Origin of the sequence: Candidatus Epulonipiscium viviparus, assembly GCF_000171335.1 — a bacterium.
Lineage (GTDB): Bacteria > Bacillota > Clostridia > Lachnospirales > Cellulosilyticaceae > Epulonipiscioides > Epulonipiscioides viviparus.
Genome location: NZ_ABEQ01000026.3, coordinates 12,977 through 32,866 on the forward strand (window position 1 = coordinate 12,977; position 19,890 = coordinate 32,866).

Below are 19,890 nucleotides of genomic sequence, written 5' to 3' on the forward strand. Positions count from 1 at the left end.
TATGAAGCGATACGTTATTTTTTTCTTACTACTTATCGTTTTCATGCTTACTACCATCAGAGTGTTAGATGAGATAAACAATAAGTACGTATCAGTTGGCATTCGCTATGAAGACGTGCTTGCAATTTCTGAAGCTGAGCTGAAGCCTATCGATATTGTTGTCGCAGAATTTAGGGCATTAGGAGTTACAACCCTTACTGTTGCAGTTGAATATTTGACCGATGTTGCAGACTTTGGTTTAAATATAATTCCCATTGTACGAGATGAACCTGCTGTTAACGGCGATTTTTCTTATGTATTTTTTGAAGAGGGCATCAAAGAAGATTGGGCCGCATTATATGGAGTAAGTTTGGTCGAATTTTTCACTACTGCGGCTCCCCAAGACTTTGCATATGCCAGACTTTACACCGACGAAACAGTTCCGCATATTTCAACTCCAGATAGGGTAGACCGATATCTTTTGGCATTAACCGAACGAACCAACACAATTTTTATCTTCACATTGGACGAATTTGGTATAGCAGCGCTCCGGAATGATATACTACTTTTTATTCGCTCTGCGACAGCTGATGGATATTTTGTGTCCGCAACAATTCCCAAGCGTATAAATGCTATATTTATTACAAATAATCTATTATTATATACATTACAAGCCGCTGCGTTGATTCTTGCAATAGTTTTTCCCGTTGCTTCAATTTGTAAATTTGCCTACTACCCAGTGGATTCTGCGTTGATCTGTTTTTTAAAAATTACGGCAACCACAACAATCGGCGCTATTGTCATAAGCTCTATCTTGGGGTTTGCAAATTTTCGGCTTGGCATAAATTTATTTCGTGGAGTCAAAGCTGCTCATGTTATACCCCTCATTTTGGTAGCCATCGTAATGTTTCCCARAGGGGATGATCTCACAGCAGTATTTTCGCGACAAAAGTGGTGGCTGCTGCTACTTGGCGCTGCAGCTGGCGCTTTCATTTTATATATCTTTATAGTACGAACTGGAAATTCTCAAATTACAAATATAGAGCAAGTTTTGAGGCAGTGGTTAAATGATTTATTTGGAGTTCGTCCGCGTACCAAAGAATTTTTGATAGGGCATCCTCTCCTTATATTGGGTTTATATGACAGGAGACTTAAGTACCCCTGCGTAGTTGTAGGTACGATAGGGCAAGTATCTATCATTAACACATTTATGCATCTGCATACACCATTTATCGTTTCTTTTGTAAGAACAACTATTGGCATATTTTTAGGGCTTGTGATAGGAATAATTTTAATATTAATTTTTAGGGTGATGAACCAATGGATAAAAAAATACGAATAGTAATATCCGGTTATTATGGGTTTGATAATACGGGTGACGAGGCAATTCTTTTTGCTATAATAAACATGTTGCGAGCAAATATTAAAAATATCGAAATAGTTGTACTTTCTAATAACCCTCAAGCCACCACCATTGCATATAATGTGCAAGCAGTAAATCGATTTAGCCTCCACTCTATTATTAGCGCCATAAAAAACTGTGATCTTCTAATTAGTGGCGGCGGAAGTCTTCTTCAAGATATAACAAGCCCTAAGACCATACCATATTATCTGTTGATAGTTCAAATAGCCCTTCTTTTTAAAAGGAAAGTAGTTTTTTATTCACAAGGTATTGGTCCTGTAAATCATCAAACAAATAGGTATCTAATTAAGAAAGTAGCCAACAAAGTCAATCAAATATTTGTGCGTGATCAAAAATCTCGTCAGCTGCTTATAAATATGGGTGTGCATACTGCAATAGACATATCCCCCGACCCAGTTTTTGCCTTAAAATTGGATACCTCTCTCAATAAGAAAATAAAGAAAGAGCTGCAATATAAAAAAACAGTTGGTATATATATAAGGCCTTGGAAAAATCAGGCTCAAATAGTAGATGCCATCATCCAAACTGTCAATTATCTAATTAAGCAAGAGTACCATGTGTATTTTATTTGTATGCAACCCAGCCAGGATACGCAAATAGCCAAATACGTTGCGAAGCATGTTGGGCACACCCATATCAAAGTTATAGAGCATCCTCTAACCATCAACGAAACGCTAAGCTATACAGCGAATTTTGATTTTATAATAGGAATGCGTCTTCATAGCCTTATTATGGCAATTGTCGTACAAACTCCTGTAATAGCCTTATCTTATGACCCCAAAGTAGAAAATATAATGAATGAAATGCATATAGCGCATCAAATTCAAATAGAAGAAATTTCATTTGCCAAGCTTAAAGAGCAAATAGATTATATTAGACAAAACATCAACTTAGAACGAGAAAAGCAAATAGATATAGAAGATATTCAAAAGCCAATCCATTATATCAAAAATTTATTATTAAACAGTTAGGAGATCTTATGAGAAAACAGCTCAATATACTAAATGTATTAGTGGATAATATTACAATGCAGCAAGCTGTCTTTGCTGCCAACCAATTTCTTACAAAGTCTAATCGCTTGCGTTTAATATGTACTCCAAATCCAGAAATCATAATGCGTGCAAAACAAGACAAAGAACTATTAGCAATTCTAAATTCTGCCGATATGGTAATTCCTGATGGGATAGGWGTTGTCATTGCATCCAAGATTTTAACAAAGAACGGTTTACGCGAGCGCGTTGCGGGCTATGACTTGGTACAAAATCTTATGAAAGAAGGCAATAACAGATTTTACTTTTTGGGTGGCGAAGCAGGAGTAGCCAAATCTGCGGCCCGCAACATGAAGAGCAAATATCCTAATATGGATGTAGTTGGTTATTGTGACGGCTATTTTCAACCCGAAAATGAACGATCTATTATTAGGGATATCAACGCATCTGAGGCAAACATTCTACTTGTCGGCCTTGGCTCACCAAAGCAAGAAGTCTTTATAAATAAGCATCGAAAACGGCTTAAAAATATTAAAGTGGCTATAGGCGTTGGTGGAAGCTTTGATGTTATGGCAGGCAAAGTAAAGAGAGCACCCAAAATTTTTAGACAATTAGGGTTAGAATGGTTTTATAGATTAGTTAAGGAGCCTTCGCGAGCAAAGCGAATGCTAAAACTTCCTGTTTTTTTATTTGAAGTTATATATTGTAAACTAACTATCAATCCCTAGGACATTCTAAACAAAAAACAGCCCACCAGTATCTTTAGGTTTATTATTATATACTAATAATTATTAGTTTTTGCTACCGTTAAAATTTTAATATCAAAAAATATCAAAAACAAATACCAATAAAAGTTCATTACTTTTTAGGTATATCTAAAAAAAATAGTTGTCCATTTATATCAGCCTTCCCTTCTAAGTCTAATTGACATGTATTTTTTAGATGTGTATCTATAATTACCAAAAAAACTGATTTTTTTTCATAAAAAAAGCGAATAGCATTTATTCCAAAAAGGTGCTATACTTTCACTATGAAAAATTAATTAGGGAGGAATTTAAACATGGCAGGATTAAGTTTAAAGAATATTTATAAAGTATATCCAAATGGATTTACAGCAGTTAAGGATTTCAGTCTCGAAATAGCAGATAAAGAGTTTGTTATTTTTGTAGGCCCATCTGGATGTGGAAAATCAACTACACTTCGTATGATTGCAGGCCTTGAAGAGATTTCAGAAGGTGAATTATACATTGGAACCAAGCAATGTAACGATGTCGCTCCTAAAGATAGAGATATTGCAATGGTTTTCCAAAACTATGCTCTTTACCCTCACATGACTGTTTATGATAATATGGCATTTGGTCTTAAACTTAGAAAAACTCCAAAAGCCGAAATTGATAAACGCGTTCGTGAGGCTGCTAGAATTCTTGATATCGAAGCATGCTTAGACAGAAAGCCAAAAGCTCTTTCTGGTGGACAAAGACAAAGGGTTGCAATGGGTCGTGCAATTGTTCGTGAGCCAAAAGTATTCCTTATGGACGAACCTTTGTCAAACCTAGATGCAAAGCTTCGTGTTCAGATGAGAACTGAAATTTCTAAGCTTCACCAAAAACTTCAAACCACCTTTATTTACGTTACACACGACCAGGTAGAGGCTATGACATTAGGTACTCGCATCGTCGTTATGAAAGATGGTATTATTAAACAAGTAGATACTCCGGGTATACTTTATTCTAAGCCAAACAACCTTTTCGTTGCTGGATTCATTGGATCTCCTCAAATGAACTTTATCGAAACAGTTGTTAGTAAAGACGGCGACAACTATGTATTAACTTTTGGAAAATCTTCATTAGTTCTTCCAGAAAGCAAAGTTGCTAAACTTGAGCCATATATCGAAAAAACTATAATGTTAGGCATCAGACCAGAGCATACTGCAGACTTGGATACTGTTGCTGAGTATGAGATTGATAAATATTCAGAAGTTAAAGCACAAGTCGAAGTTACCGAGCAATTGGGTTCTGAAACCTTCCTATATATGGTTTGTGAGGGTATAAATATGACTGGTAGAGTTGATCCTTCTTGTAAGGCAGAACCAGGCAGCACTGTTAGACTTGGTTTTGATAAAGAAAAAATTCACTTATTTGATATTGAAACTGAATTAACAATCACAAACTAATACTTAATAAAAAGGTAGATTGAAATATATCTGCCTTTTTATATGCAAAAAAAATAGCCCGCTTCCCATAAGGAATTGAGCTACTTCTACTTAAATTAATTCTATAATAACTTCAGGAGCCGCATCGCCTTTTCTGGCACCTAATTTAGTGATTCTTGTGTATCCACCATTTCTATCAATGTATTTAGGAGCAATCTCACTAAAAACTTTATCCACTAAATCAACCTTTACAGCTTTGCGCTTTTTCATTTTTGAAACTTCTGTTACAGGGTATAAAACTTTTAACATTTGTCTTCTGGCATGAAGTCTTGAAGGGCTATCTTTTTTAATAGTTTTTTGAACTTCTTCGAAAACGATCTCAGTTTTCTTGCCTTCTTCCTTAATTTTTACACGTCTGCCATCTGCATCTTTTTTAGGGACTTTTGCAGTTACAGTAATTTCTTCATAGTTATTGTGTTCACGAACGCCCATAGCAATAATCTTTTCTGCAATTTTTCGAATTTCTTTTGCTTTGGCTTCTGTAGTTTTAATCTTTCCATGATAGATTAGATTGGTTACTTGATTGCGAAGTAAAGCTTTTCTAGCAGATGCATAACGTCCTAATTTTCTTTGTGACATTTCTGTTTTTCCCTCCTTTTTCCTTTTGTTACTCTTCAGTAGGTCTCAAAGACAGACCTAAATCTTCCAATTTCTTAAAGACTTCTTCCAAAGATTTACGTCCAAGATTACGCACTTTCATCATTTCTTCTTCAGTCTTATTAGTAAGATCCTGAACATTATTGATTCCAGCTCGTTTTAAGCAGTTAAATGATCTAACCGACAAGTCTAACTCTTCAATTGTCATCTCTAATGTTTTCTCTTTGGTATCATCTTCTTTTGTAATCATAATTTCTGCACGCTTAGCATGCTCAGATAAATCGATAAAAATACTTAAATGCTCACTCAAAACTTTTGCCGCAAGACTTATCGCCTCATCTGGACGAATAGTACCTTTTGTAAAAACTTCAAGAGTAAGTCTATCGAAATCTGTTTGTTGTCCTACACGGGTGTCTTCCACTTTAAAATTGACTCTTTCAACAGGAGTGTAACTTGCATCTACAGGAATTACTCCAATAAGAAGTTCAGACTTTTTTAATTTACTTATGCCTTCATATCCACGTCCATTTGTAATTGTAAGTTCTGCATATAATTTAGTATTTTTATCTCCATCTAAAGTTGCTATATACATTTCAGGATTTAAAATTTCAACACCCAAAGGGCATTTTATGTCCTCTGCTGTAACTACACCTTCTCCAGTTACCTCTATATATGCTATCTTAGGTTCTTGAGTAGCGCTCGAATCTCTAATACACAGTCCTTTAAGATTTAAGATTATTTCTAATACATCTTCTTTAACACCGGGTATAGTACTAAACTCATGCAATACTCCTTCAAATTTAACATTGCTTACTGCAGAACCAGGTAACGTAGATAATAAAATTCTTCTTAGTCCATTTCCTAAGGTCATCCCATAACCTCTCTCAAGCGGTTCAATTACAAAGCAACCATACTTACCATCCTCTGATAAGGCTTTTATTTCAATACTGGGTTTTTCAAATTCCAACACCCATTAACCCCTCCTTCATCATTAATCCTCTTTGGGGCACAATTATACTCTTCTTCTCTTAGGTGGTCTACAGCCATTGTGTGGAACAGGTGTTACATCTTTAATCAAAGTAACCTCAAGACCCGCCGCTTGAAGAGCACGAATTGCCGCTTCTCTTCCCGAACCAGGTCCTTTTACCATAACTTCAACTTGTTTCAAACCATATTCCATAGCTGCCGCTGCAGCTGTTTCAGCCGCCATTTGCGCTGCATATGGTGTAGATTTTCTAGAACCACGAAAACCAAGTCCACCAGCACTTGCCCATGAAAGAGCGTTTCCGTTTGCATCTGTTAGGGTAACCATTGTGTTATTAAATGTTGACTGGATATGAGCCATTCCTTTCTCAACATTTTTTCTGTCACGACGTCTTTTATTAGTAGACTTTTTGGCATTTTTCTTTACTGCCGCCATTATTTAACCTCCTTTATTTAACGACTATTTTTTCTTATTAGCCACAGTTTTCTTAGGGCCTTTTCTTGTTCTTGCATTAGTTTTTGTCTTTTGACCACGAACTGGAAGTCCACGTCTATGACGAATTCCTCTATAAGAACCAATCTCAACAAGTCGTTTAATATTAAGAGCAACTTCACGACGAAGGTCACCTTCAACCATCATAGTTTTTTCAATTTCCGCTCTTATTTTATCTGCTTGTTCGTCAGTTAAGTCTTTAACTCTAGTATCAAAGTCTATCCCAACTGCTTCTAAAATTTTTCTTGAACTTGGTCTGCCTATACCATAAATATAAGTTAGTCCAATTTCAACACGTTTATTTTTTGGTAAGTCAACACCTGCTATACGTGCCATCTAAAATTACACCTCCTTTATAATCAGCCTTGTTTTTGCTTGTGTTTTGGATTTTCGCAAATAACACATACTCGGCCTTTTCTTTTAATTACCTTGCATTTTTCACATATCTTTTTTACAGATGGGCGCACTTTCATTATAGTTCTCCTTTCTCTACTTAGAACGCCAAATAATACGTCCTTTAGTGAGATCATACGGCGAAAGCTCAACCGTAACTTTATCCCCTGGCAGAACTCTTATAAAATTCATTCTAAGTTTACCAGATATATGACCAAGTACGACATGGCCACCTTCGATTTCAACTTTAAACATTGCATTAGGCAATTTTTCAAGTATCGTTCCTTCTACTTCTATTACATCATTTTTAGCCAAGTTACAAACCTCCTTCCAAATACTCGCAAATTGTGTGCCACAAAACATTATCTGTTATTATTTCACCATTAACTATTCTATTCTTTATAATAGCAAAATTAGTATTAGTAAATTGAAGATGTTTCATTTTTTTTCGCTTGGGAGCATCAACTTTTCGGTGTTTTCCATCTGCCACAAACGCATATTCGTCTTCAATTCCTATAATTACTAATGGCTTAGTTTTATCTCTGCCCGCTTTTGAATAAACAAGTTGCCCTATTTTAACTTTTTCAGTCATTACCTCTCCTCCGGTTCGAGTGTCAATATCAGAGGCTCATTTTCTGTAATTATAATAGTATTTTCATAGTGTGCAGACGGCAGTCCATCTCGAGTTACATAAGTCCAATCATCATTTTTGACATATACCTGCCAAGTTCCAAGATTTATCATAGGCTCAATAGCAAGAGCCATCCCAGGTTCTAGTAATACTCCCCTGCCTTTGGGTTTATAGTTTGGAACTTGAGGATCTTCATGAACTTTTTTTCCGATTCCATGCCCAACTAAGTCCCTAACAACTCCATATCCATGTGACTCACAATAATCCTGTATTGTCTGTGAAATTTGCCCCAAATGACATCCCGAACGAGCAAATTTCATAGCCTCAAAGAAGCTTTGTTTGGTAACTTTCATAAGCTCTAAAACTTCTGGAGCTACATTTCCTATTGCATGAGTTCTTGCCGCATCAGAATGATAGCCCTTATAAAAGACTCCCATATCAACACTGACAATATCTCCATTTTTTAATTTGCGCTCAGTTGGCAAACCGTGCACCACTTCTTCGTTAATTGAAATACAAGCAGATGCTGGGTATCCGTATAACCCCTTAAAAGATGGAACAGCATTATAGGATCGGATAAATTTATCTGCTAACTCATTTAGTTCTCGTGTAGTTATTCCAACATTCATATGTTTAGCTATATATTTATGAGCTTCTATTAAAATGTCAGCTGCCTCTCCCATAATTGCTATCTCTTTTTCGGTTTTTATGGATATTGCCATATTACTCTACTCCTAGCGCTTTTTTTACCCGAAGATTAATTGAGCTAACAGAGCCAATTCCATCAATTTCCACAAGCTTACCTTGTGCGTTATAATAATCAATTAATGGCTGGGTCTGTTCGTGATAAATCTTCAAACGTTTCTTTACAGTTTCCTCTTTATCATCATCTCGTTGAACGAGTTCGGAATTACAGTTATCACAACTGCCTTTCACTTTCTCGATCTTAAACTGATTATGGTATGGAGTACCACATCCAGAGCAAACTGTTCTTCCTGACATACGTGTTACAATTTCTTCATCAGGCACTTCAACATCAATCACTTTGTCAAGAGTTATATCAAGCTCTTTTAATAGGTCATCTAACGCTTGTGCCTGCGCAATTGTACGCGGAAAACCATCAAAGATAATTCCATTTTTACAATCATCTTTTACAATTCTATCTTTTACTATTTCAATAGTTAACTCATCAGGGACAAGTTTTCCTTCATCCATATAAGTCTTAGCTTTTATTCCAAGCTCCGTGCCTTGTGACAAATGAGCACGAAACATATTTCCTGTGGAAATAATTGGAATATGAAATAACTCAGTTAGCATCTCCGCTTGTGTTCCTTTACCCGCTCCTGGTGCTCCCAATAAAATTAGTCTCATTTTTATCTACATTCCCTTCTATTATAAAAATCCTTTATATGATCTCATAAGTGTTTGAGATTCTATTCCCTTGACCGTTTCCAACGCAACCCCTACAACGATTAATAAAGAGGTGCCTGCAAAGGCGATTGGTAAATTCAAAAAAACTTGAAAAAGAACAGGTGTTAAAGCTAGAATTGATAGAAAAATTGCACCCATTAGTGTAACATGAGTCGCTATTTTTGAAAGGTAATCCGAGGTTGGTTTACCAGGTCTAATTCCAGGAATAAATCCTCCACTTTTTTTCATATTTGCTGCAATATCCACTGGATTAAATGCAATCGAAGAGTAAAAGAAAGCAAATGCAAAAATTAATACTACATATATAGTTCCACCTATAGGAGTAGTCCATCTAAGATTATCTATTACCATAAGCCAACTTTCAGATGGGTTTTTTATAAATATATTGGTGACTATCTCTGGAAATTGAATGAGTGACATGGCAAAAATCACAGGTAATACCCCAGCTAAATTTACTTTAATAGGGATATTTTGAGTTTGCCCACCATACATTTTTCTTCCAGACATCCTCTTAGCATATTGTACAGGGACTCTACGTTCTCCAAGAGACATTAAAACTGCAAAACCTATCATGATTACAATTAATGCGACTGCTATAACTGCAATTGGTATATCTGTACTTCTCAGTGTGGTTACGGTTTGTGGTAACGTTGACACAATRTTAACAAAGATTATCAAAGAAATCCCGTTTCCAACACCTTTTACACCCATCTGTTCTCCAATCCACATAACTAACAATGAACCAGCAACAAATGAAAGTAACGTTAAGCAAAAGTAAAGTGGCGTCTGCGCCAATAAAATATTTTGATTATAGAGCAAAAGAGTTGTAGCTCCACCTTGCATAGTTGCAATAACCAGCGTTAAATACCGCGTTATTCTATTAATCCGTTTTCTACCGTCTTCACCTTCCTTAGATATTTCCTCTAACTTAGTAAATGCAATTGTTAAGAGTTGAATAATGATTGACGATGTGATATATGGCCCAACACCAAATGCAAAAATAGCCATAGTGGAAAACCCGCCACCAGTAAAGACATTTATCAGTCCTAGTAGATTGTTATCTCCAATATTAGCCAACATTTCTTCAATTGCTGTTGGATTTACCCCCGGGGCGGGGATAATTGCTCCTATTCTAAGCAAAGCCATCATCCAAAAAGTAAACATTATTCTTTTTCTCAGATCTGGTACTTTCCAAGCCGTCCTAAGAGTTTTAAACACCCTACATCACCTCGACTTTGCCACCCAAAGCTTCAATCTTTTGCTTTGCCCCCTCGCTAAAAGCATTAGCGGTAACATTTAATTTTTTAACTAACTCACCTTTTGCAAGAATTTTTACGCCATCTCTAGGATTTTTAATGATTCCTGCTTCTTTCATAGCAGCTACAGTAATGTCTGCTCCATCTTCAAAACGATTTAGAAGCTCTACATTAATTCCCACTATATCCTTAGAATTTCTATTAGTAAATCCACGTTTAGGAATACGTCTGTATAAAGGCATCTGACCTCCTTCGAAACCAGGTCTTACGCCACCGCCAGTTCTAGAGTTTTGACCATCGCGACCACGCCCAGCAAATTTACCGTTTCCAGAACCATGTCCACGACCAACGCGGAAAGGTTCTTTCTTAGCGCCTTCACATGGTTTTAAACTAGATAAATCCATTCTTACACCTCCTTTATTTTCTATTCATTAACTTCTTCTACTTTTACTAGATGGCTAACTTGTCTTGCCATTCCACGAACTGCAGCATTGTCTTGGTGAATATTAAAACTGTTTAACTTGCGAAGCCCAAGAGCCTCTACTGTTTTTTTGTGTTTCGGAATAGCGCCTATAGTAGATTTAATAAGAGTTATTTTAATCTTTGCCATGTCGTCCTCCTAACCCAAAATCTCTTCAACAGTTTTTCCACGTAATTTAGCAACCTGATTTGGTGTTTTAAGAGCTGCAAGCCCTTCGATAGTCGCATGAACTACATTTTTCTTATTGTTAGAACCCAAAGATTTTGTTCTAATATTTCTAATTCCAGCAAGCTCAAGCACCGCACGTGCAGGACCTCCTGCAATAACTCCTGTTCCTTCAAAGGCTGGCTTCAATAAAACGCTAGCTCCACCAAAATCTCCCACAAGAGGATGGTAAATACTGTCTACATCATTTCTTTCGATAAAAATCAGGTTTTTCTTAGCATCTTCTATTCCTTTTTTAATAGCATCAGGAATTTCCATAGCCTTGCCTAATCCTACGCCAACATGACCATTTCTATCTCCAACAACTACTAAAGCTGAAAAACGAAAAGTACGTCCGCCCTTAACAACTTTTGTTACTCTCTTAATAGTAACAACTTTTTCTTCAAGTTCCATTGATTTATAATCAAACAATTGTCTTCTTGCCACTGTATCGTTCTCCTTTCTTTAGAATTGTAATCCTGCTTCTCTAGCAGCATCAGCTAGGGCCTTAACACGTCCGTGATAAACAAATCCACCGCGGTCAAATACCACTTCATTAACGCCTTTTGCCATAGCATTTTTTGCAATYAAACTACCAACTTTTTTAGCAGCTTCTATATCCGCACCTTTTTCCAATTTTTGCTCTTTAGCAATACTCGACGCAGAAGCAATAGTTATGCCTTTAACATCATCAATAACCTGAGCATATATATGCTTTTCGCTTCTAAACACAGAAAGTCTTGGCTTATTGCTAGTGCCCGAAATTTTGTTACGAACTTTTTTGTGTTTTTTCTCGCGAATAGCAGTACGTGATTCTTTGTGTACCATTAGTTTTCTCCTTTACCGATTATTTTTTACCAGTTTTACCTTCTTTACGTCTTATAACCTCATTAACATACTTAATACCTTTGCCTTTATATGGCTCTGGTGGACGTTTAATTCTGATCTCAGCCGCAAACTGACCAACGTGTTCTTTATTTATACCTGCAACAATAATCTTATTCCCCTCAATAGTTGTTGTAATTCCCTCTGGGTCTTGCATTTCAACTGGATGAGAATATCCTAAAGATAAAACTAATTTCTTACCTTGCTTTTGAGCTCTATATCCAACACCGTTAATTTCTAATTCTTTAGTATATCCAGCAGTTACTCCGGTTACCATATTAAAAATTAAGCTTCTAGTTAAACCATGTAAAGCTCTATTTCTTTTTAAATCATTTGGTCTTTTAACTATTACATGATTATCTTCTATTGAAATATTCATCGCCTTATCAAAAGACTTTTCTAGTGTTCCTTTTGGACCTTTAACAGTAACCAGATTTTCATCTCCAAGAGTAACTGTAGTTCCCGCTGGAACTTCTATTGGCATTCTACCAATACGTGACATGCCCTGCACCTCCTTTATCTTTTACCAAATAAATGCTATAATTTCGCCACCTATTTTTTGTTTTCTAGCTGCTTTGTCAGTAACTACACCTTTGCTAGTTGAAATAATAGCAGTTCCTAAACCTCCTAAAACTTTTGGCAAATGATCGGTATCTGTATATACACGTAAGCCAGGCTTTGAGATTTTCTTAATGCCAGAAATAACTTTCTCATTTTTGGTTTTTCCGTATTTAAGCTTCATACGAATAGTCTGCTTAACACCATCTTCTATTACTTCATAACCTTTAATATAACCTTCTTCTAACAAAATTTCTGAAATAGCTTTTTTCATCTTAGAAGCCGGAATTTCCACACTATCATGTTTTGCAGTGTTCGCGTTTCTAATTCTAGTTAGCATATCTGCAATAGGGTCACTCATTGTCATCTTTCACAATCCTCCTTTCTCTATAATTTACCAGCTTGCTTTTTTAACGCCTGGGATTTGTCCTTTATACGCCAATTCTCTAAAGCAAACACGACATATACCATATTTTCTAATATAGGCATGTGGACGGCCACAAATTCTACATCTAGAATATGCCTGAGTAGAAAACTTAGCTGGTCTTTGTTGCTTCACTTTCATAGATTTTTTTGCCATGATAACCTCCTCTTAAAGTTTAGCCCTTATTTTTGGAATGGCATACCAAATTGAGTTAATAGCTCTCTTGATTCTTCATCAGTCTTTGCGGTAGTTACAACAATTATATCCATACCGCGTACTTTATCAATTTTATCATATTCGATCTCCGGAAAAATAAGCTGTTCTTTAACACCCATAGCATAGTTTCCACGACCATCAAAAGATTTAGAACTTACACCTCTAAAGTCACGAACACGAGGAAGCGCTACATTTACAAGTCTATCTAAGAATTCATACATTTTAGCTCCTCTTAGAGTAACTTTGCATCCAATAGGCATTCCTTCACGAAGTTTAAAGGCCGCAACAGATTTCTTTGCTTTAGTTATAATAGGTTTTTGACCAGAGATCATTTCCATATCTTTTGATGCGCTTTCAAGAATTTTCGCATTATCCTTAGCTTCACCAATAGCCATATTAACAACTATTTTTTCAATTTTTGGTACTTCCATTCTATTTTTATAGTGAAATTTTTCCATCATTGAATTTACGATTTTTTCGTTATATTCTGTTTTTAATCTAGCAGTCACTTAAGTTTTCTCCTTCCTTGCTTATTTATCTATTTCGATACGCTCGCCTTTTACAATAGCCACACGAACTTTGCTTCCATCTTCTTTTACATTAACACCCAAACGAACAGGATCACCTTTGTAAGAATACATTACATTAGAAATGTGAACTGGCATCTCTTTTTCAATTCTGCCACCTTGGTTATTAGTTGCTGTTGGCTTAAAGTGCTTAGTACCCATATTTAAACCTTCTACAACAACTCTATCTTTTTTTCTGTCAATATAAGTGATAACACCTTCTGCAGAGCTGTTTTTGGTTCTTTTATCTTTACCAGCGATTATAATTACTTTATCGCCTTTTTTTAGCTTTGTTTTCATCTTTGCCTCCTATAAAACCTCAGGAGCAAGGGATAAGATTTTTGTATACTTTCTCTCTCTTAACTCTCTTGCTACTGGTCCAAATATACGAGTCCCTCTTGGATTTTTATCTTCTCTGATAATAACCGCTGCATTTTCGTCAAAACGAATATATGACCCGTCTGCTCTTCTTATCTCCTTAACTGTACGAACAACAACCGCTTTTACAACATCGCCCTTTTTGACAACGCCTCCGGGTGTTGCTTGTTTTACCGAAGCAACAATGACGTCACCGACACCAGCATAGCGTCTTGTTGAGCCGCCCATTACACGAATACAAAGTAATTCTTTTGCACCGGTGTTGTCTGCAACTTTTAATCTGCTTTCTTGTTGGATCACTGTAAGGTTCCTCCTTCTTTACAATAATAACTCAAATTATTTCGCTTTTTCAACAACTTCTACTAGTCTATATCTTTTCATTTTAGATAAAGGTCTAGTTTCCATAACCTTCACACGATCGCCTTTTTGACATTCGTTTTTTTCATCGTGTGCGTGTAGCTTATATGTTCTCTTTATAATTTTGCCATAAAGAGGATGCTTAACACTATTTACCACGGCTACAGTAATTGTTTTATCCATTTTATCACTTGTCACAATACCAACTAAGGTTTTGCGTAAATTTCTTTCAGCCACTTTTTTTCCTCCTATCCTTATTTATGACATTTGCAAGATTTCTCTTTGCATGCTTTTCTTTTCTCACGTGAACCCTTAAGCAACTGCTCTTTAGGCTCTTGTTGAGTAAGAATTGTTTGAATACGAGCAATGTTTTTTCTAACATCTTTAATACGAGCTGTATTATCTAACTGATTGGTAGCATTTTGAAATCTTAGATTAAAAAGTTCTTTTTTTGCACTCACCAATTCAGCATGTAACTCTTCAGCGGTTTTACCTCTTAAATCATTCAAAATTTCTTTAGTTTTCACTACCATCACCTGCCATTTCTTGTTCCACACGAGAAACTACCTTACACTTGATCGGCAACTTATGCACTGCTAATCTAAGAGCTTCTCTTGCTACTTCTTCTGCTACGCCTGAAAGTTCAAACATAACACGACCTGGTTTTACAACGGCTACCCAATATTCAGGCGAACCTTTACCAGAACCCATCCTTGTTTCAGCTGGTTTCGCTGTTACAGGTTTATCAGGGAATATCTTAATCCAAACTTTACCACCACGTTTAATATAACGAGTCATTGCGATACGTGCTGATTCGATTTGATTAGATTTAATCCAACCAGGTTCTAACGCTACAATACCATACTCACCATAAGTTATCTTGTTACCACGAGTAGCTTTGCCTTTCATACGCCCACGAAACTGTCTACGGCGTTTTACTCTTTTTGGCATTAACATTATTTTTCGCTCCCTTCCTTAACTGTTTTTTGAGGAAGTACTTCTCCTTTGTAGATCCATACTTTAATACCAAGCTTACCATAAGTGGTATCTGCTTCTGCAAATCCATACTCAATATCAGCTCTTAGTGTTTGAAGAGGAATAGTCCCTTCAGAGTATGCCTCAGTTCTTGCCATTTCTGCTCCACCTAAACGGCCTGAGCAAGAAACTTTAATACCYTTGGCRCCTGCTTTAATAGCACGACCCATAACTTGTTTCATCGCTCTACGAAATGCAGTACGATTTTCAAGCTGCAGCGCAACATTTTCTGCTGCTAACTGAGCATTAACTTCTGGTCTGTCAATTTGTACGATATTAATAGAAACGCGGTCTTTTGTCATTTTTTGAACTTCTTGACGAAGAGCCTCAATAGATGCGCCACCTTTACCGATTACAATACCAGGTTTAGCAGTTGAAACGTGAACTCTAAGCTTTCCTGCCATTCTCTCGATTTCTATYTTATCGATACCAGCCACATAAAGCTTTTTCTTGATAAATTTTCTAATTTTATCATCTTCAACAAGGTAATCTGCGAACTTTTTCTTATCTGCAAACCATCTTGCGTCCCAATCTTTAATAATTCCTACTCTTAATCCATGAGGATTTACTTTTTGACCCATTTTTAACCTCCTATCCTAGATTTCTCTCATTTAATACCACAGTCACGTGGCTAGTTTTCTTTTCAATTCTAAATGCACGACCCTGAGCTCGTGGACGAATTCTTTTAAGAGTAGGTCCTTGAGTAGCATATGCTTCTTGAATATACAAATTTGCTGCACTAAGTCCGCTATTATGCTCTGCATTAGCAACAGCAGAATTTAAAACTTTCATTATAACATCTGCTGCATATCTCGGTGTATAACGTAAAATACCAATCGCAGTCGCCACATCTTTGCCCTTAATTTGATCTAATACAATCTTAGCTTTTGAACTAGAAAGTCTTACATGTCTAGCTTTGGCATATGGTCTTTCTTCTTTTTGAGTTTCATTTCTGTCTCTTTTGATTTGGGATCTGTGTCCTTTAGCCATCTTAATTCTCCTTTCTATAAATTATCTAACTCTAGATCTCTTATCGGCATCTTTACCATGTCCACGATAAGTTCTAGTGAGAGCAAATTCACCTAACTTATGACCAACCATATCTTCAGTAATAAATACTGGAACATGCTTTCTGCCATCATGAAGAGCAATTGTATGCCCTACCATAGAGGGAAAAATAGTAGATCTGCGAGACCAACTTTTAATTACTTTTTTCTCGTCTGCAGCATTCATAGCATCTATTTTTTTAAGAAGATGAGCATCAGCAAACGGTCCTTTTTTTATTGAACGAGCCACTTGTTAAACCTCCTTTATAAACTTATTTCTTATCACGATGACGAACGATATATTTATTCGAATGTTTATTTTTCTTTCTAGTCTTATATCCAAGAGCTGGTTTACCCCAAGGAGTACAAGGTGCTGGTCTACCAATTGGTGAGCGTCCTTCACCACCACCGTGAGGGTGATCATTAGGGTTCATAACAGATCCACGAACAGTAGGACGGATACCCATGTGACGTTTACGTCCTGCCTTACCAATATTTATAAGCTCATGATCACCATTTCCGATTACACCAATTGTTGCCTTACATTCGATAGGAAGAAGTCTCATTTCGCCAGATGGAAGTTTTACTGTCGCATATTTGCCTTCTTTAGCCATAAGCTGTGCTGAAAGCCCTGCCGCACGAACCAACTGTCCGCCTTTTCCTGGTTTCATTTCTAAGTTATGAATACTTACACCAACTGGCATATCTTTCATTCTTAGCGCATTTCCCACGCGAATTTCTGCTTGCTCTCCACTCATAATTTTGTCGCCAACTTTTAAGCCTTCAGGAGCCAAAATATAACGTTTTTCTCCATCTGCATAGTTTAAAAGAGCAATGTTAGCAGTTCTGTTAGGGTCATACTCAATGCTTGCTACTGTTGCAGGAATACCGTCTTTATTACGTTTAAAGTCGATAATTCTATATTTAATAGTAGCACCGCCACCGCGATGACGAACTGTAATTTTACCCTGGTTATTTCTACCAGAATTTTTCTTTAATTTGACCACAAGAGATTTTTCTGGAGTTGATTTAGTAATTTCCTCAAAAGATGAAGAAGTCATATGTCTCCTAGATGGGGTATATGGTCTATATTTCTTAATTGCCATCTCTTTAATTCTCCTTTCAATTTTTGTTACACATAGCCACGTGTTTTTATATTAAATTACATTCCTTGGAAGAAATTAATATCTACACTAGACTCAGTCAGCTTTACAATAGCTTTTTTGTACTTACTAGTTTTCCCTTGAGTTCTGCCACGACGTTTAGTTTTTCCGTCATAATTCATGGTGTTTACTCTTTCAACCTTAACTTCTGGAAACATTTTTTCTACAGCTTCTTTGATTTGAACTTTAGTTGCACTAGGGTGTACAATAAAGGTATACTTTTTTTGCTCCATAATGCTCATACTTTTTTCGGTAACAACTGGTTTTTTTATTACGTCATAAAATTTAATGTCAGCCATTATTTATACACCTCCTCAATTTTTGAAAGAGCTTCTTTAGTTACTACAAAAGTATCATATTTTAAAACATCATATACGTTTATATTATTAACTGCAGAAGTTTTAACTCCCTGAATGTTTCCAGCTGCTATTTTCACATTCATTGCGCAGTCACCTTCTGTTACTACAAGAGCTTTTTTTAGATTAAGCGCATCTAATACCTTAACCATAGATTTAGTCTTTGCTTCTGTCAATTTTAGCTCATCTAAAACAACAATTTTTTTCTCTTGAACTCTACTAGTTAATGCGCACTTAAGAGCTTGTTGTCTTTCTTTTCTATTTACTTTGAATGAGTAGTCTCTAGGTTTTGGTGCAAAAACAACACCACCGCCAGTCCATTGAGGTGAACGAATTGACCCTTGTCTAGCACGACCGCCGCCTTTTTGTCTCCAAGGTTTTCTACCACCACCACGAACTTCTGCACGAGTTTTAGTACATTGAGTACCTTGTCTTTGATTTGCAAGATAAGACACAACTGCCTGGTGAACAAGATGTTCTTTGATCTCTACTCCAAAAATTCCATCATCAAGAGAAACTTCTCCAACTTGTTTTCCTTCCATATTTAAAACACTTACATTTGCCATTTGCTACTCCTCCTTTCTTTATTTACTATGCTTTACGCTATTTTTTACAGTAACTACTGTTCCTTTAGGTCCTGGAACACATCCCTTAATAAGAATAAGGTTTTTGTCTGCATCAACTCTAACAATTTCTAGATTTTGAATGGTCACATTATCTCCACCCATACGAGAAGGTAATCCTTTACCTTTCATAACGCGTCCCGGATTTGTTGCCGCTCCCATAGAACCTGCGTGACGGTGATATTTTGAACCATGAGCCATTGGCCCTCTGCTATAACCATATTTCTTAATCGAACTTGTATATCCCTTACCTTTAGTTACACCAGCAACGTCAACTTTGTCACCTTTAACAAAAACTTCAGCTTTGATTTCTCCTCCAACTTCAAACGCAGAGCAATCATCAAATCTAAACTCTTTTAGATATTTTTTAGGTTCTACACCTGCTTTTTCAAAGTGACCTGCCTCAGGTTTAATTACAGCTTTTTCCTTTTTGTTAATAAAACCAACTTGGATAGCTTCGTAACCATCGTTTTCTTTTGTTTTCTTTTGCACTACCGTACATGGTCCAGCTTCTAATACTGTTACTGGAATTAAATTAGCATTTTCATCAAAAATCTGAGTCATGCCAATTTTTTTAGCCATTATTGCCTTTTTCATTATATATAGCCTCCTAATCTACAGCGGATTGCATTTGCAATCATACTAGACAAGCAAATCTTGTCCCGAATTAACTCTGCTTCAATTTAATTTCTACACCAGCTGGTAAGTCAAGTCTTGTAAGTACTTCGACAATTTTTGGCGTAGCTTCGATATCAATCAATCTTTTGTGAGTTCGTTGTTCAAATTGCTCTCTAGAATCTTTATATTTGTGCACCGCACGAAGAATTGTAATGATTTCTTTTTTTGTTGGTAATGGAATAGGTCCACTAACTCTTGCTCCAGATTTTTTAGCAACCGATACAATTTGCTCTGCAGTTTGATCTATAAGCTTATGATCGTATGCTCTTAAAGTAATTCTCATTTTTTTATCTGCCATAAAAAAGTTCCCTCCTTTTATAAGTTATAAATAGACGCTGACAGGGTGATCATACACTGCTGACAGGTCATTATAAACTAATACAAAAGAAAAGAACTTCTGTTATAAGCATATATTATTCCACTTTCTAGCAGTGACAAGACGATAAGTTTTAAACTATCTTCGCTCCCTAGAAATTTACCTAAAAAAGGTAGCAACCTCCTAGATCATAGTTCCCAATGTCACACAAAGCCG

At 36.3% G+C, this 19,890-nt stretch carries 34 protein-coding genes and 1 pseudogene; 4 read left to right on the plus strand and 31 right to left on the minus strand.

The window, feature by feature from the left end; genetic code table 11:
- Position 1: 1 nt before the first annotated feature.
- The 4 genes from EPU_RS05060 (at position 2) to EPU_RS05075 (ending at position 4,564) form a co-directional block, all read left to right on the plus strand.
- A complete protein-coding gene (locus EPU_RS05060; RefSeq protein ID WP_242650845.1) occupies positions 2 to 1,321 on the plus strand; it encodes a DUF5693 family protein in 1,320 nt (439 codons plus the stop codon).
- Positions 1,300 to 2,373, plus strand: coding sequence for a polysaccharide pyruvyl transferase CsaB (gene csaB / locus EPU_RS11595; protein ID WP_010167321.1), 1,074 nt, complete (start codon positions 1,300 to 1,302; stop codon positions 2,371 to 2,373). The genes EPU_RS05060 and csaB overlap by 22 nt, the downstream gene beginning before the upstream one ends.
- Positions 2,374 to 2,381: 8 nt before the next feature.
- Positions 2,382 to 3,119 carry a WecB/TagA/CpsF family glycosyltransferase gene (locus EPU_RS05070; RefSeq protein ID WP_010167322.1) on the plus strand — a complete coding sequence of 246 codons (738 nt, stop codon included), beginning with the start codon at positions 2,382 to 2,384 and terminating at the stop codon, positions 3,117 to 3,119.
- 332 nt (positions 3,120 to 3,451) lie between these two features.
- Complete coding sequence (locus tag EPU_RS05075; protein WP_010167323.1) at positions 3,452 to 4,564, plus strand: ABC transporter ATP-binding protein; 1,113 nt, start codon at positions 3,452 to 3,454, stop codon at positions 4,562 to 4,564.
- Between the two features lie 90 nt (positions 4,565 to 4,654).
- Here EPU_RS05075 and EPU_RS05080 read toward each other — a convergent pair whose 3' ends face one another.
- The 31 genes and pseudogenes from EPU_RS05080 to rpsJ form a co-directional block, all read right to left on the minus strand.
- Positions 4,655 to 5,182 carry a bL17 family ribosomal protein gene (locus tag EPU_RS05080; protein WP_010167324.1) on the minus strand — a complete coding sequence of 176 codons (528 nt, stop codon included), beginning with the start codon at positions 5,180 to 5,182 and terminating at the stop codon, positions 4,655 to 4,657.
- A 28-nt stretch (positions 5,183 to 5,210) separates the two neighbouring features.
- A complete protein-coding gene (locus tag EPU_RS05085; protein ID WP_010167325.1) occupies positions 5,211 to 6,170 on the minus strand; it encodes a DNA-directed RNA polymerase subunit alpha in 960 nt (319 codons plus the stop codon).
- Between the two features lie 42 nt (positions 6,171 to 6,212).
- The gene (gene rpsK, locus EPU_RS05090; RefSeq protein ID WP_010167326.1) at positions 6,213 to 6,620 is read right to left on the minus strand and encodes a 30S ribosomal protein S11; all 408 of its coding nucleotides are present in this window, start codon (positions 6,618 to 6,620) and stop codon (positions 6,213 to 6,215) included.
- Positions 6,621 to 6,644: 24 nt separating this feature from the next.
- Positions 6,645 to 7,013, minus strand: coding sequence for a 30S ribosomal protein S13 (rpsM, locus tag EPU_RS05095; RefSeq protein ID WP_010167327.1), 369 nt, complete (start codon positions 7,011 to 7,013; stop codon positions 6,645 to 6,647).
- Positions 7,014 to 7,036: 23 nt separating this feature from the next.
- Complete coding sequence (gene rpmJ / locus EPU_RS05100) at positions 7,037 to 7,150, minus strand: 50S ribosomal protein L36 (protein WP_010167328.1); 114 nt, start codon at positions 7,148 to 7,150, stop codon at positions 7,037 to 7,039.
- Between the two features lie 16 nt (positions 7,151 to 7,166).
- Positions 7,167 to 7,385, minus strand: coding sequence for a translation initiation factor IF-1 (gene infA, locus EPU_RS05105; RefSeq protein ID WP_010167329.1), 219 nt, complete (start codon positions 7,383 to 7,385; stop codon positions 7,167 to 7,169).
- 1 nt (position 7,386) lies between these two features.
- Complete coding sequence (locus EPU_RS05110; RefSeq protein WP_010167330.1) at positions 7,387 to 7,662, minus strand: KOW domain-containing RNA-binding protein; 276 nt, start codon at positions 7,660 to 7,662, stop codon at positions 7,387 to 7,389.
- A complete protein-coding gene (gene map, locus EPU_RS05115) occupies positions 7,662 to 8,423 on the minus strand; it encodes a type I methionyl aminopeptidase (RefSeq protein ID WP_010167331.1) in 762 nt (253 codons plus the stop codon). The genes EPU_RS05110 and map overlap by 1 nt, the downstream gene beginning before the upstream one ends.
- Before the next feature lies 1 nt (position 8,424).
- On the minus strand, positions 8,425 to 9,072 hold the full coding sequence (locus EPU_RS05120; RefSeq protein WP_010167332.1) for an adenylate kinase: 648 nt from the start codon (positions 9,070 to 9,072) through the stop codon (positions 8,425 to 8,427).
- Positions 9,073 to 9,093: 21 nt separating this feature from the next.
- Complete coding sequence (gene secY, locus EPU_RS05125; protein WP_029488054.1) at positions 9,094 to 10,350, minus strand: preprotein translocase subunit SecY; 1,257 nt, start codon at positions 10,348 to 10,350, stop codon at positions 9,094 to 9,096.
- A gap of 1 nt (position 10,351) precedes the next feature.
- Positions 10,352 to 10,792, minus strand: a complete 441-nt coding sequence (rplO, locus tag EPU_RS05130) for a 50S ribosomal protein L15 (protein ID WP_010167334.1) — start codon at positions 10,790 to 10,792, stop codon at positions 10,352 to 10,354.
- Between the two features lie 20 nt (positions 10,793 to 10,812).
- Positions 10,813 to 10,998: a 50S ribosomal protein L30 gene (gene rpmD / locus EPU_RS05135; RefSeq protein ID WP_010167335.1), complete on the minus strand. Its 186-nt coding sequence runs from the start codon at positions 10,996 to 10,998 to the stop codon at positions 10,813 to 10,815.
- A gap of 9 nt (positions 10,999 to 11,007) precedes the next feature.
- On the minus strand, positions 11,008 to 11,487 hold the full coding sequence (rpsE, locus tag EPU_RS05140) for a 30S ribosomal protein S5 (protein WP_044149590.1): 480 nt from the start codon (positions 11,485 to 11,487) through the stop codon (positions 11,008 to 11,010).
- Between the two features lie 51 nt (positions 11,488 to 11,538).
- Entirely contained in the window at positions 11,539 to 11,901 is a 363-nt protein-coding gene (gene rplR / locus EPU_RS05145; RefSeq protein WP_029488055.1) for a 50S ribosomal protein L18, read from the minus strand.
- A 19-nt stretch (positions 11,902 to 11,920) separates the two neighbouring features.
- On the minus strand, positions 11,921 to 12,460 hold the full coding sequence (rplF, locus tag EPU_RS05150; protein WP_010167339.1) for a 50S ribosomal protein L6: 540 nt from the start codon (positions 12,458 to 12,460) through the stop codon (positions 11,921 to 11,923).
- Between the two features lie 21 nt (positions 12,461 to 12,481).
- A complete protein-coding gene (rpsH, locus tag EPU_RS05155) occupies positions 12,482 to 12,883 on the minus strand; it encodes a 30S ribosomal protein S8 (RefSeq protein ID WP_010167340.1) in 402 nt (133 codons plus the stop codon).
- A gap of 27 nt (positions 12,884 to 12,910) precedes the next feature.
- On the minus strand, positions 12,911 to 13,096 hold the full coding sequence (locus EPU_RS05160; RefSeq protein ID WP_010167341.1) for a type Z 30S ribosomal protein S14: 186 nt from the start codon (positions 13,094 to 13,096) through the stop codon (positions 12,911 to 12,913).
- Between the two features lie 26 nt (positions 13,097 to 13,122).
- Positions 13,123 to 13,665, minus strand: coding sequence for a 50S ribosomal protein L5 (rplE, locus tag EPU_RS05165; RefSeq protein WP_010167342.1), 543 nt, complete (start codon positions 13,663 to 13,665; stop codon positions 13,123 to 13,125).
- A gap of 21 nt (positions 13,666 to 13,686) precedes the next feature.
- Positions 13,687 to 14,022 carry a 50S ribosomal protein L24 gene (gene rplX, locus EPU_RS05170; protein WP_010167343.1) on the minus strand — a complete coding sequence of 112 codons (336 nt, stop codon included), beginning with the start codon at positions 14,020 to 14,022 and terminating at the stop codon, positions 13,687 to 13,689.
- A gap of 9 nt (positions 14,023 to 14,031) precedes the next feature.
- A complete protein-coding gene (rplN, locus tag EPU_RS05175) occupies positions 14,032 to 14,400 on the minus strand; it encodes a 50S ribosomal protein L14 (protein WP_010167344.1) in 369 nt (122 codons plus the stop codon).
- 36 nt (positions 14,401 to 14,436) lie between these two features.
- Complete coding sequence (gene rpsQ, locus EPU_RS11600) at positions 14,437 to 14,694, minus strand: 30S ribosomal protein S17 (protein WP_010167345.1); 258 nt, start codon at positions 14,692 to 14,694, stop codon at positions 14,437 to 14,439.
- A gap of 98 nt (positions 14,695 to 14,792) precedes the next feature.
- Positions 14,793 to 14,990, minus strand: a pseudogene (gene rpmC / locus EPU_RS11605) (50S ribosomal protein L29); the annotation flags it as partial.
- Positions 14,974 to 15,414 (minus strand): 50S ribosomal protein L16, encoded by a 441-nt coding sequence (gene rplP, locus EPU_RS05190; RefSeq protein ID WP_010167347.1) that lies wholly within the window; start codon positions 15,412 to 15,414, stop codon positions 14,974 to 14,976. The gene rplP and the pseudogene rpmC, both read right to left, overlap by 17 nt.
- On the minus strand, positions 15,414 to 16,073 hold the full coding sequence (rpsC, locus tag EPU_RS05195) for a 30S ribosomal protein S3 (RefSeq protein ID WP_029488056.1): 660 nt from the start codon (positions 16,071 to 16,073) through the stop codon (positions 15,414 to 15,416). The genes rplP and rpsC overlap by 1 nt, the downstream gene beginning before the upstream one ends.
- A 10-nt stretch (positions 16,074 to 16,083) precedes the next feature.
- Complete coding sequence (rplV, locus tag EPU_RS05200) at positions 16,084 to 16,482, minus strand: 50S ribosomal protein L22 (protein ID WP_010167349.1); 399 nt, start codon at positions 16,480 to 16,482, stop codon at positions 16,084 to 16,086.
- Between the two features lie 21 nt (positions 16,483 to 16,503).
- Positions 16,504 to 16,788: a 30S ribosomal protein S19 gene (rpsS, locus tag EPU_RS05205; protein WP_010167350.1), complete on the minus strand. Its 285-nt coding sequence runs from the start codon at positions 16,786 to 16,788 to the stop codon at positions 16,504 to 16,506.
- A gap of 22 nt (positions 16,789 to 16,810) precedes the next feature.
- Positions 16,811 to 17,644, minus strand: coding sequence for a 50S ribosomal protein L2 (gene rplB / locus EPU_RS05210; protein ID WP_010167351.1), 834 nt, complete (start codon positions 17,642 to 17,644; stop codon positions 16,811 to 16,813).
- 56 nt (positions 17,645 to 17,700) lie between these two features.
- Complete coding sequence (rplW, locus tag EPU_RS05215) at positions 17,701 to 18,000, minus strand: 50S ribosomal protein L23 (RefSeq protein WP_010167352.1); 300 nt, start codon at positions 17,998 to 18,000, stop codon at positions 17,701 to 17,703.
- Positions 18,000 to 18,623 (minus strand): 50S ribosomal protein L4, encoded by a 624-nt coding sequence (gene rplD / locus EPU_RS05220; RefSeq protein ID WP_010167353.1) that lies wholly within the window; start codon positions 18,621 to 18,623, stop codon positions 18,000 to 18,002. Before rplD ends, rplW begins: the two co-directional genes overlap by 1 nt.
- Before the next feature lie 18 nt (positions 18,624 to 18,641).
- Positions 18,642 to 19,277, minus strand: a complete 636-nt coding sequence (gene rplC, locus EPU_RS05225) for a 50S ribosomal protein L3 (protein ID WP_010167354.1) — start codon at positions 19,275 to 19,277, stop codon at positions 18,642 to 18,644.
- A gap of 70 nt (positions 19,278 to 19,347) precedes the next feature.
- Positions 19,348 to 19,656: a 30S ribosomal protein S10 gene (gene rpsJ, locus EPU_RS05230; RefSeq protein ID WP_010167355.1), complete on the minus strand. Its 309-nt coding sequence runs from the start codon at positions 19,654 to 19,656 to the stop codon at positions 19,348 to 19,350.
- Positions 19,657 to 19,890 lie beyond the last annotated feature (234 nt).

Coding starts and splice junctions, on each gene's coding strand:
- csaB (WP_010167321.1), top strand. CDS start 1,300: ATGGATAAAAAAATACGAATAGTAATATCCGGTTATTATGGGTTTGAT.
- EPU_RS05075 (WP_010167323.1), top strand. CDS start 3,452: ATGGCAGGATTAAGTTTAAAGAATATTTATAAAGTATATCCAAATGGA.
- EPU_RS05080 (WP_010167324.1), bottom strand. CDS start 5,182: ATGTCACAAAGAAAATTAGGACGTTATGCATCTGCTAGAAAAGCTTTA.
- rpsK (WP_010167326.1), bottom strand. CDS start 6,620: ATGGCGGCAGTAAAGAAAAATGCCAAAAAGTCTACTAATAAAAGACGT.
- rpsM (WP_010167327.1), bottom strand. CDS start 7,013: ATGGCACGTATAGCAGGTGTTGACTTACCAAAAAATAAACGTGTTGAA.
- rpmJ (WP_010167328.1), bottom strand. CDS start 7,150: ATGAAAGTGCGCCCATCTGTAAAAAAGATATGTGAAAAATGCAAGGTA.
- EPU_RS05110 (WP_010167330.1), bottom strand. CDS start 7,662: ATGACTGAAAAAGTTAAAATAGGGCAACTTGTTTATTCAAAAGCGGGC.
- map (WP_010167331.1), bottom strand. CDS start 8,423: ATGGCAATATCCATAAAAACCGAAAAAGAGATAGCAATTATGGGAGAG.
- EPU_RS05120 (WP_010167332.1), bottom strand. CDS start 9,072: ATGAGACTAATTTTATTGGGAGCACCAGGAGCGGGTAAAGGAACACAA.
- rplO (WP_010167334.1), bottom strand. CDS start 10,792: ATGGATTTATCTAGTTTAAAACCATGTGAAGGCGCTAAGAAAGAACCT.
- rpmD (WP_010167335.1), bottom strand. CDS start 10,998: ATGGCAAAGATTAAAATAACTCTTATTAAATCTACTATAGGCGCTATT.
- rpsE (WP_044149590.1), bottom strand. CDS start 11,487: ATGGAACTTGAAGAAAAAGTTGTTACTATTAAGAGAGTAACAAAAGTT.
- rplF (WP_010167339.1), bottom strand. CDS start 12,460: ATGTCACGTATTGGTAGAATGCCAATAGAAGTTCCAGCGGGAACTACA.
- rpsH (WP_010167340.1), bottom strand. CDS start 12,883: ATGACAATGAGTGACCCTATTGCAGATATGCTAACTAGAATTAGAAAC.
- EPU_RS05160 (WP_010167341.1), bottom strand. CDS start 13,096: ATGGCAAAAAAATCTATGAAAGTGAAGCAACAAAGACCAGCTAAGTTT.
- rplX (WP_010167343.1), bottom strand. CDS start 14,022: ATGAAAACAAAGCTAAAAAAAGGCGATAAAGTAATTATAATCGCTGGT.
- rplP (WP_010167347.1), bottom strand. CDS start 15,414: ATGTTAATGCCAAAAAGAGTAAAACGCCGTAGACAGTTTCGTGGGCGT.
- rplV (WP_010167349.1), bottom strand. CDS start 16,482: ATGGCTAAAGGACACAGATCCCAAATCAAAAGAGACAGAAATGAAACT.
- rplB (WP_010167351.1), bottom strand. CDS start 17,644: ATGGCAATTAAGAAATATAGACCATATACCCCATCTAGGAGACATATG.
- rplW (WP_010167352.1), bottom strand. CDS start 18,000: ATGGCTGACATTAAATTTTATGACGTAATAAAAAAACCAGTTGTTACC.
- rplD (WP_010167353.1), bottom strand. CDS start 18,623: ATGGCAAATGTAAGTGTTTTAAATATGGAAGGAAAACAAGTTGGAGAA.
- rplC (WP_010167354.1), bottom strand. CDS start 19,277: ATGAAAAAGGCAATAATGGCTAAAAAAATTGGCATGACTCAGATTTTT.
- rpsJ (WP_010167355.1), bottom strand. CDS start 19,656: ATGGCAGATAAAAAAATGAGAATTACTTTAAGAGCATACGATCATAAG.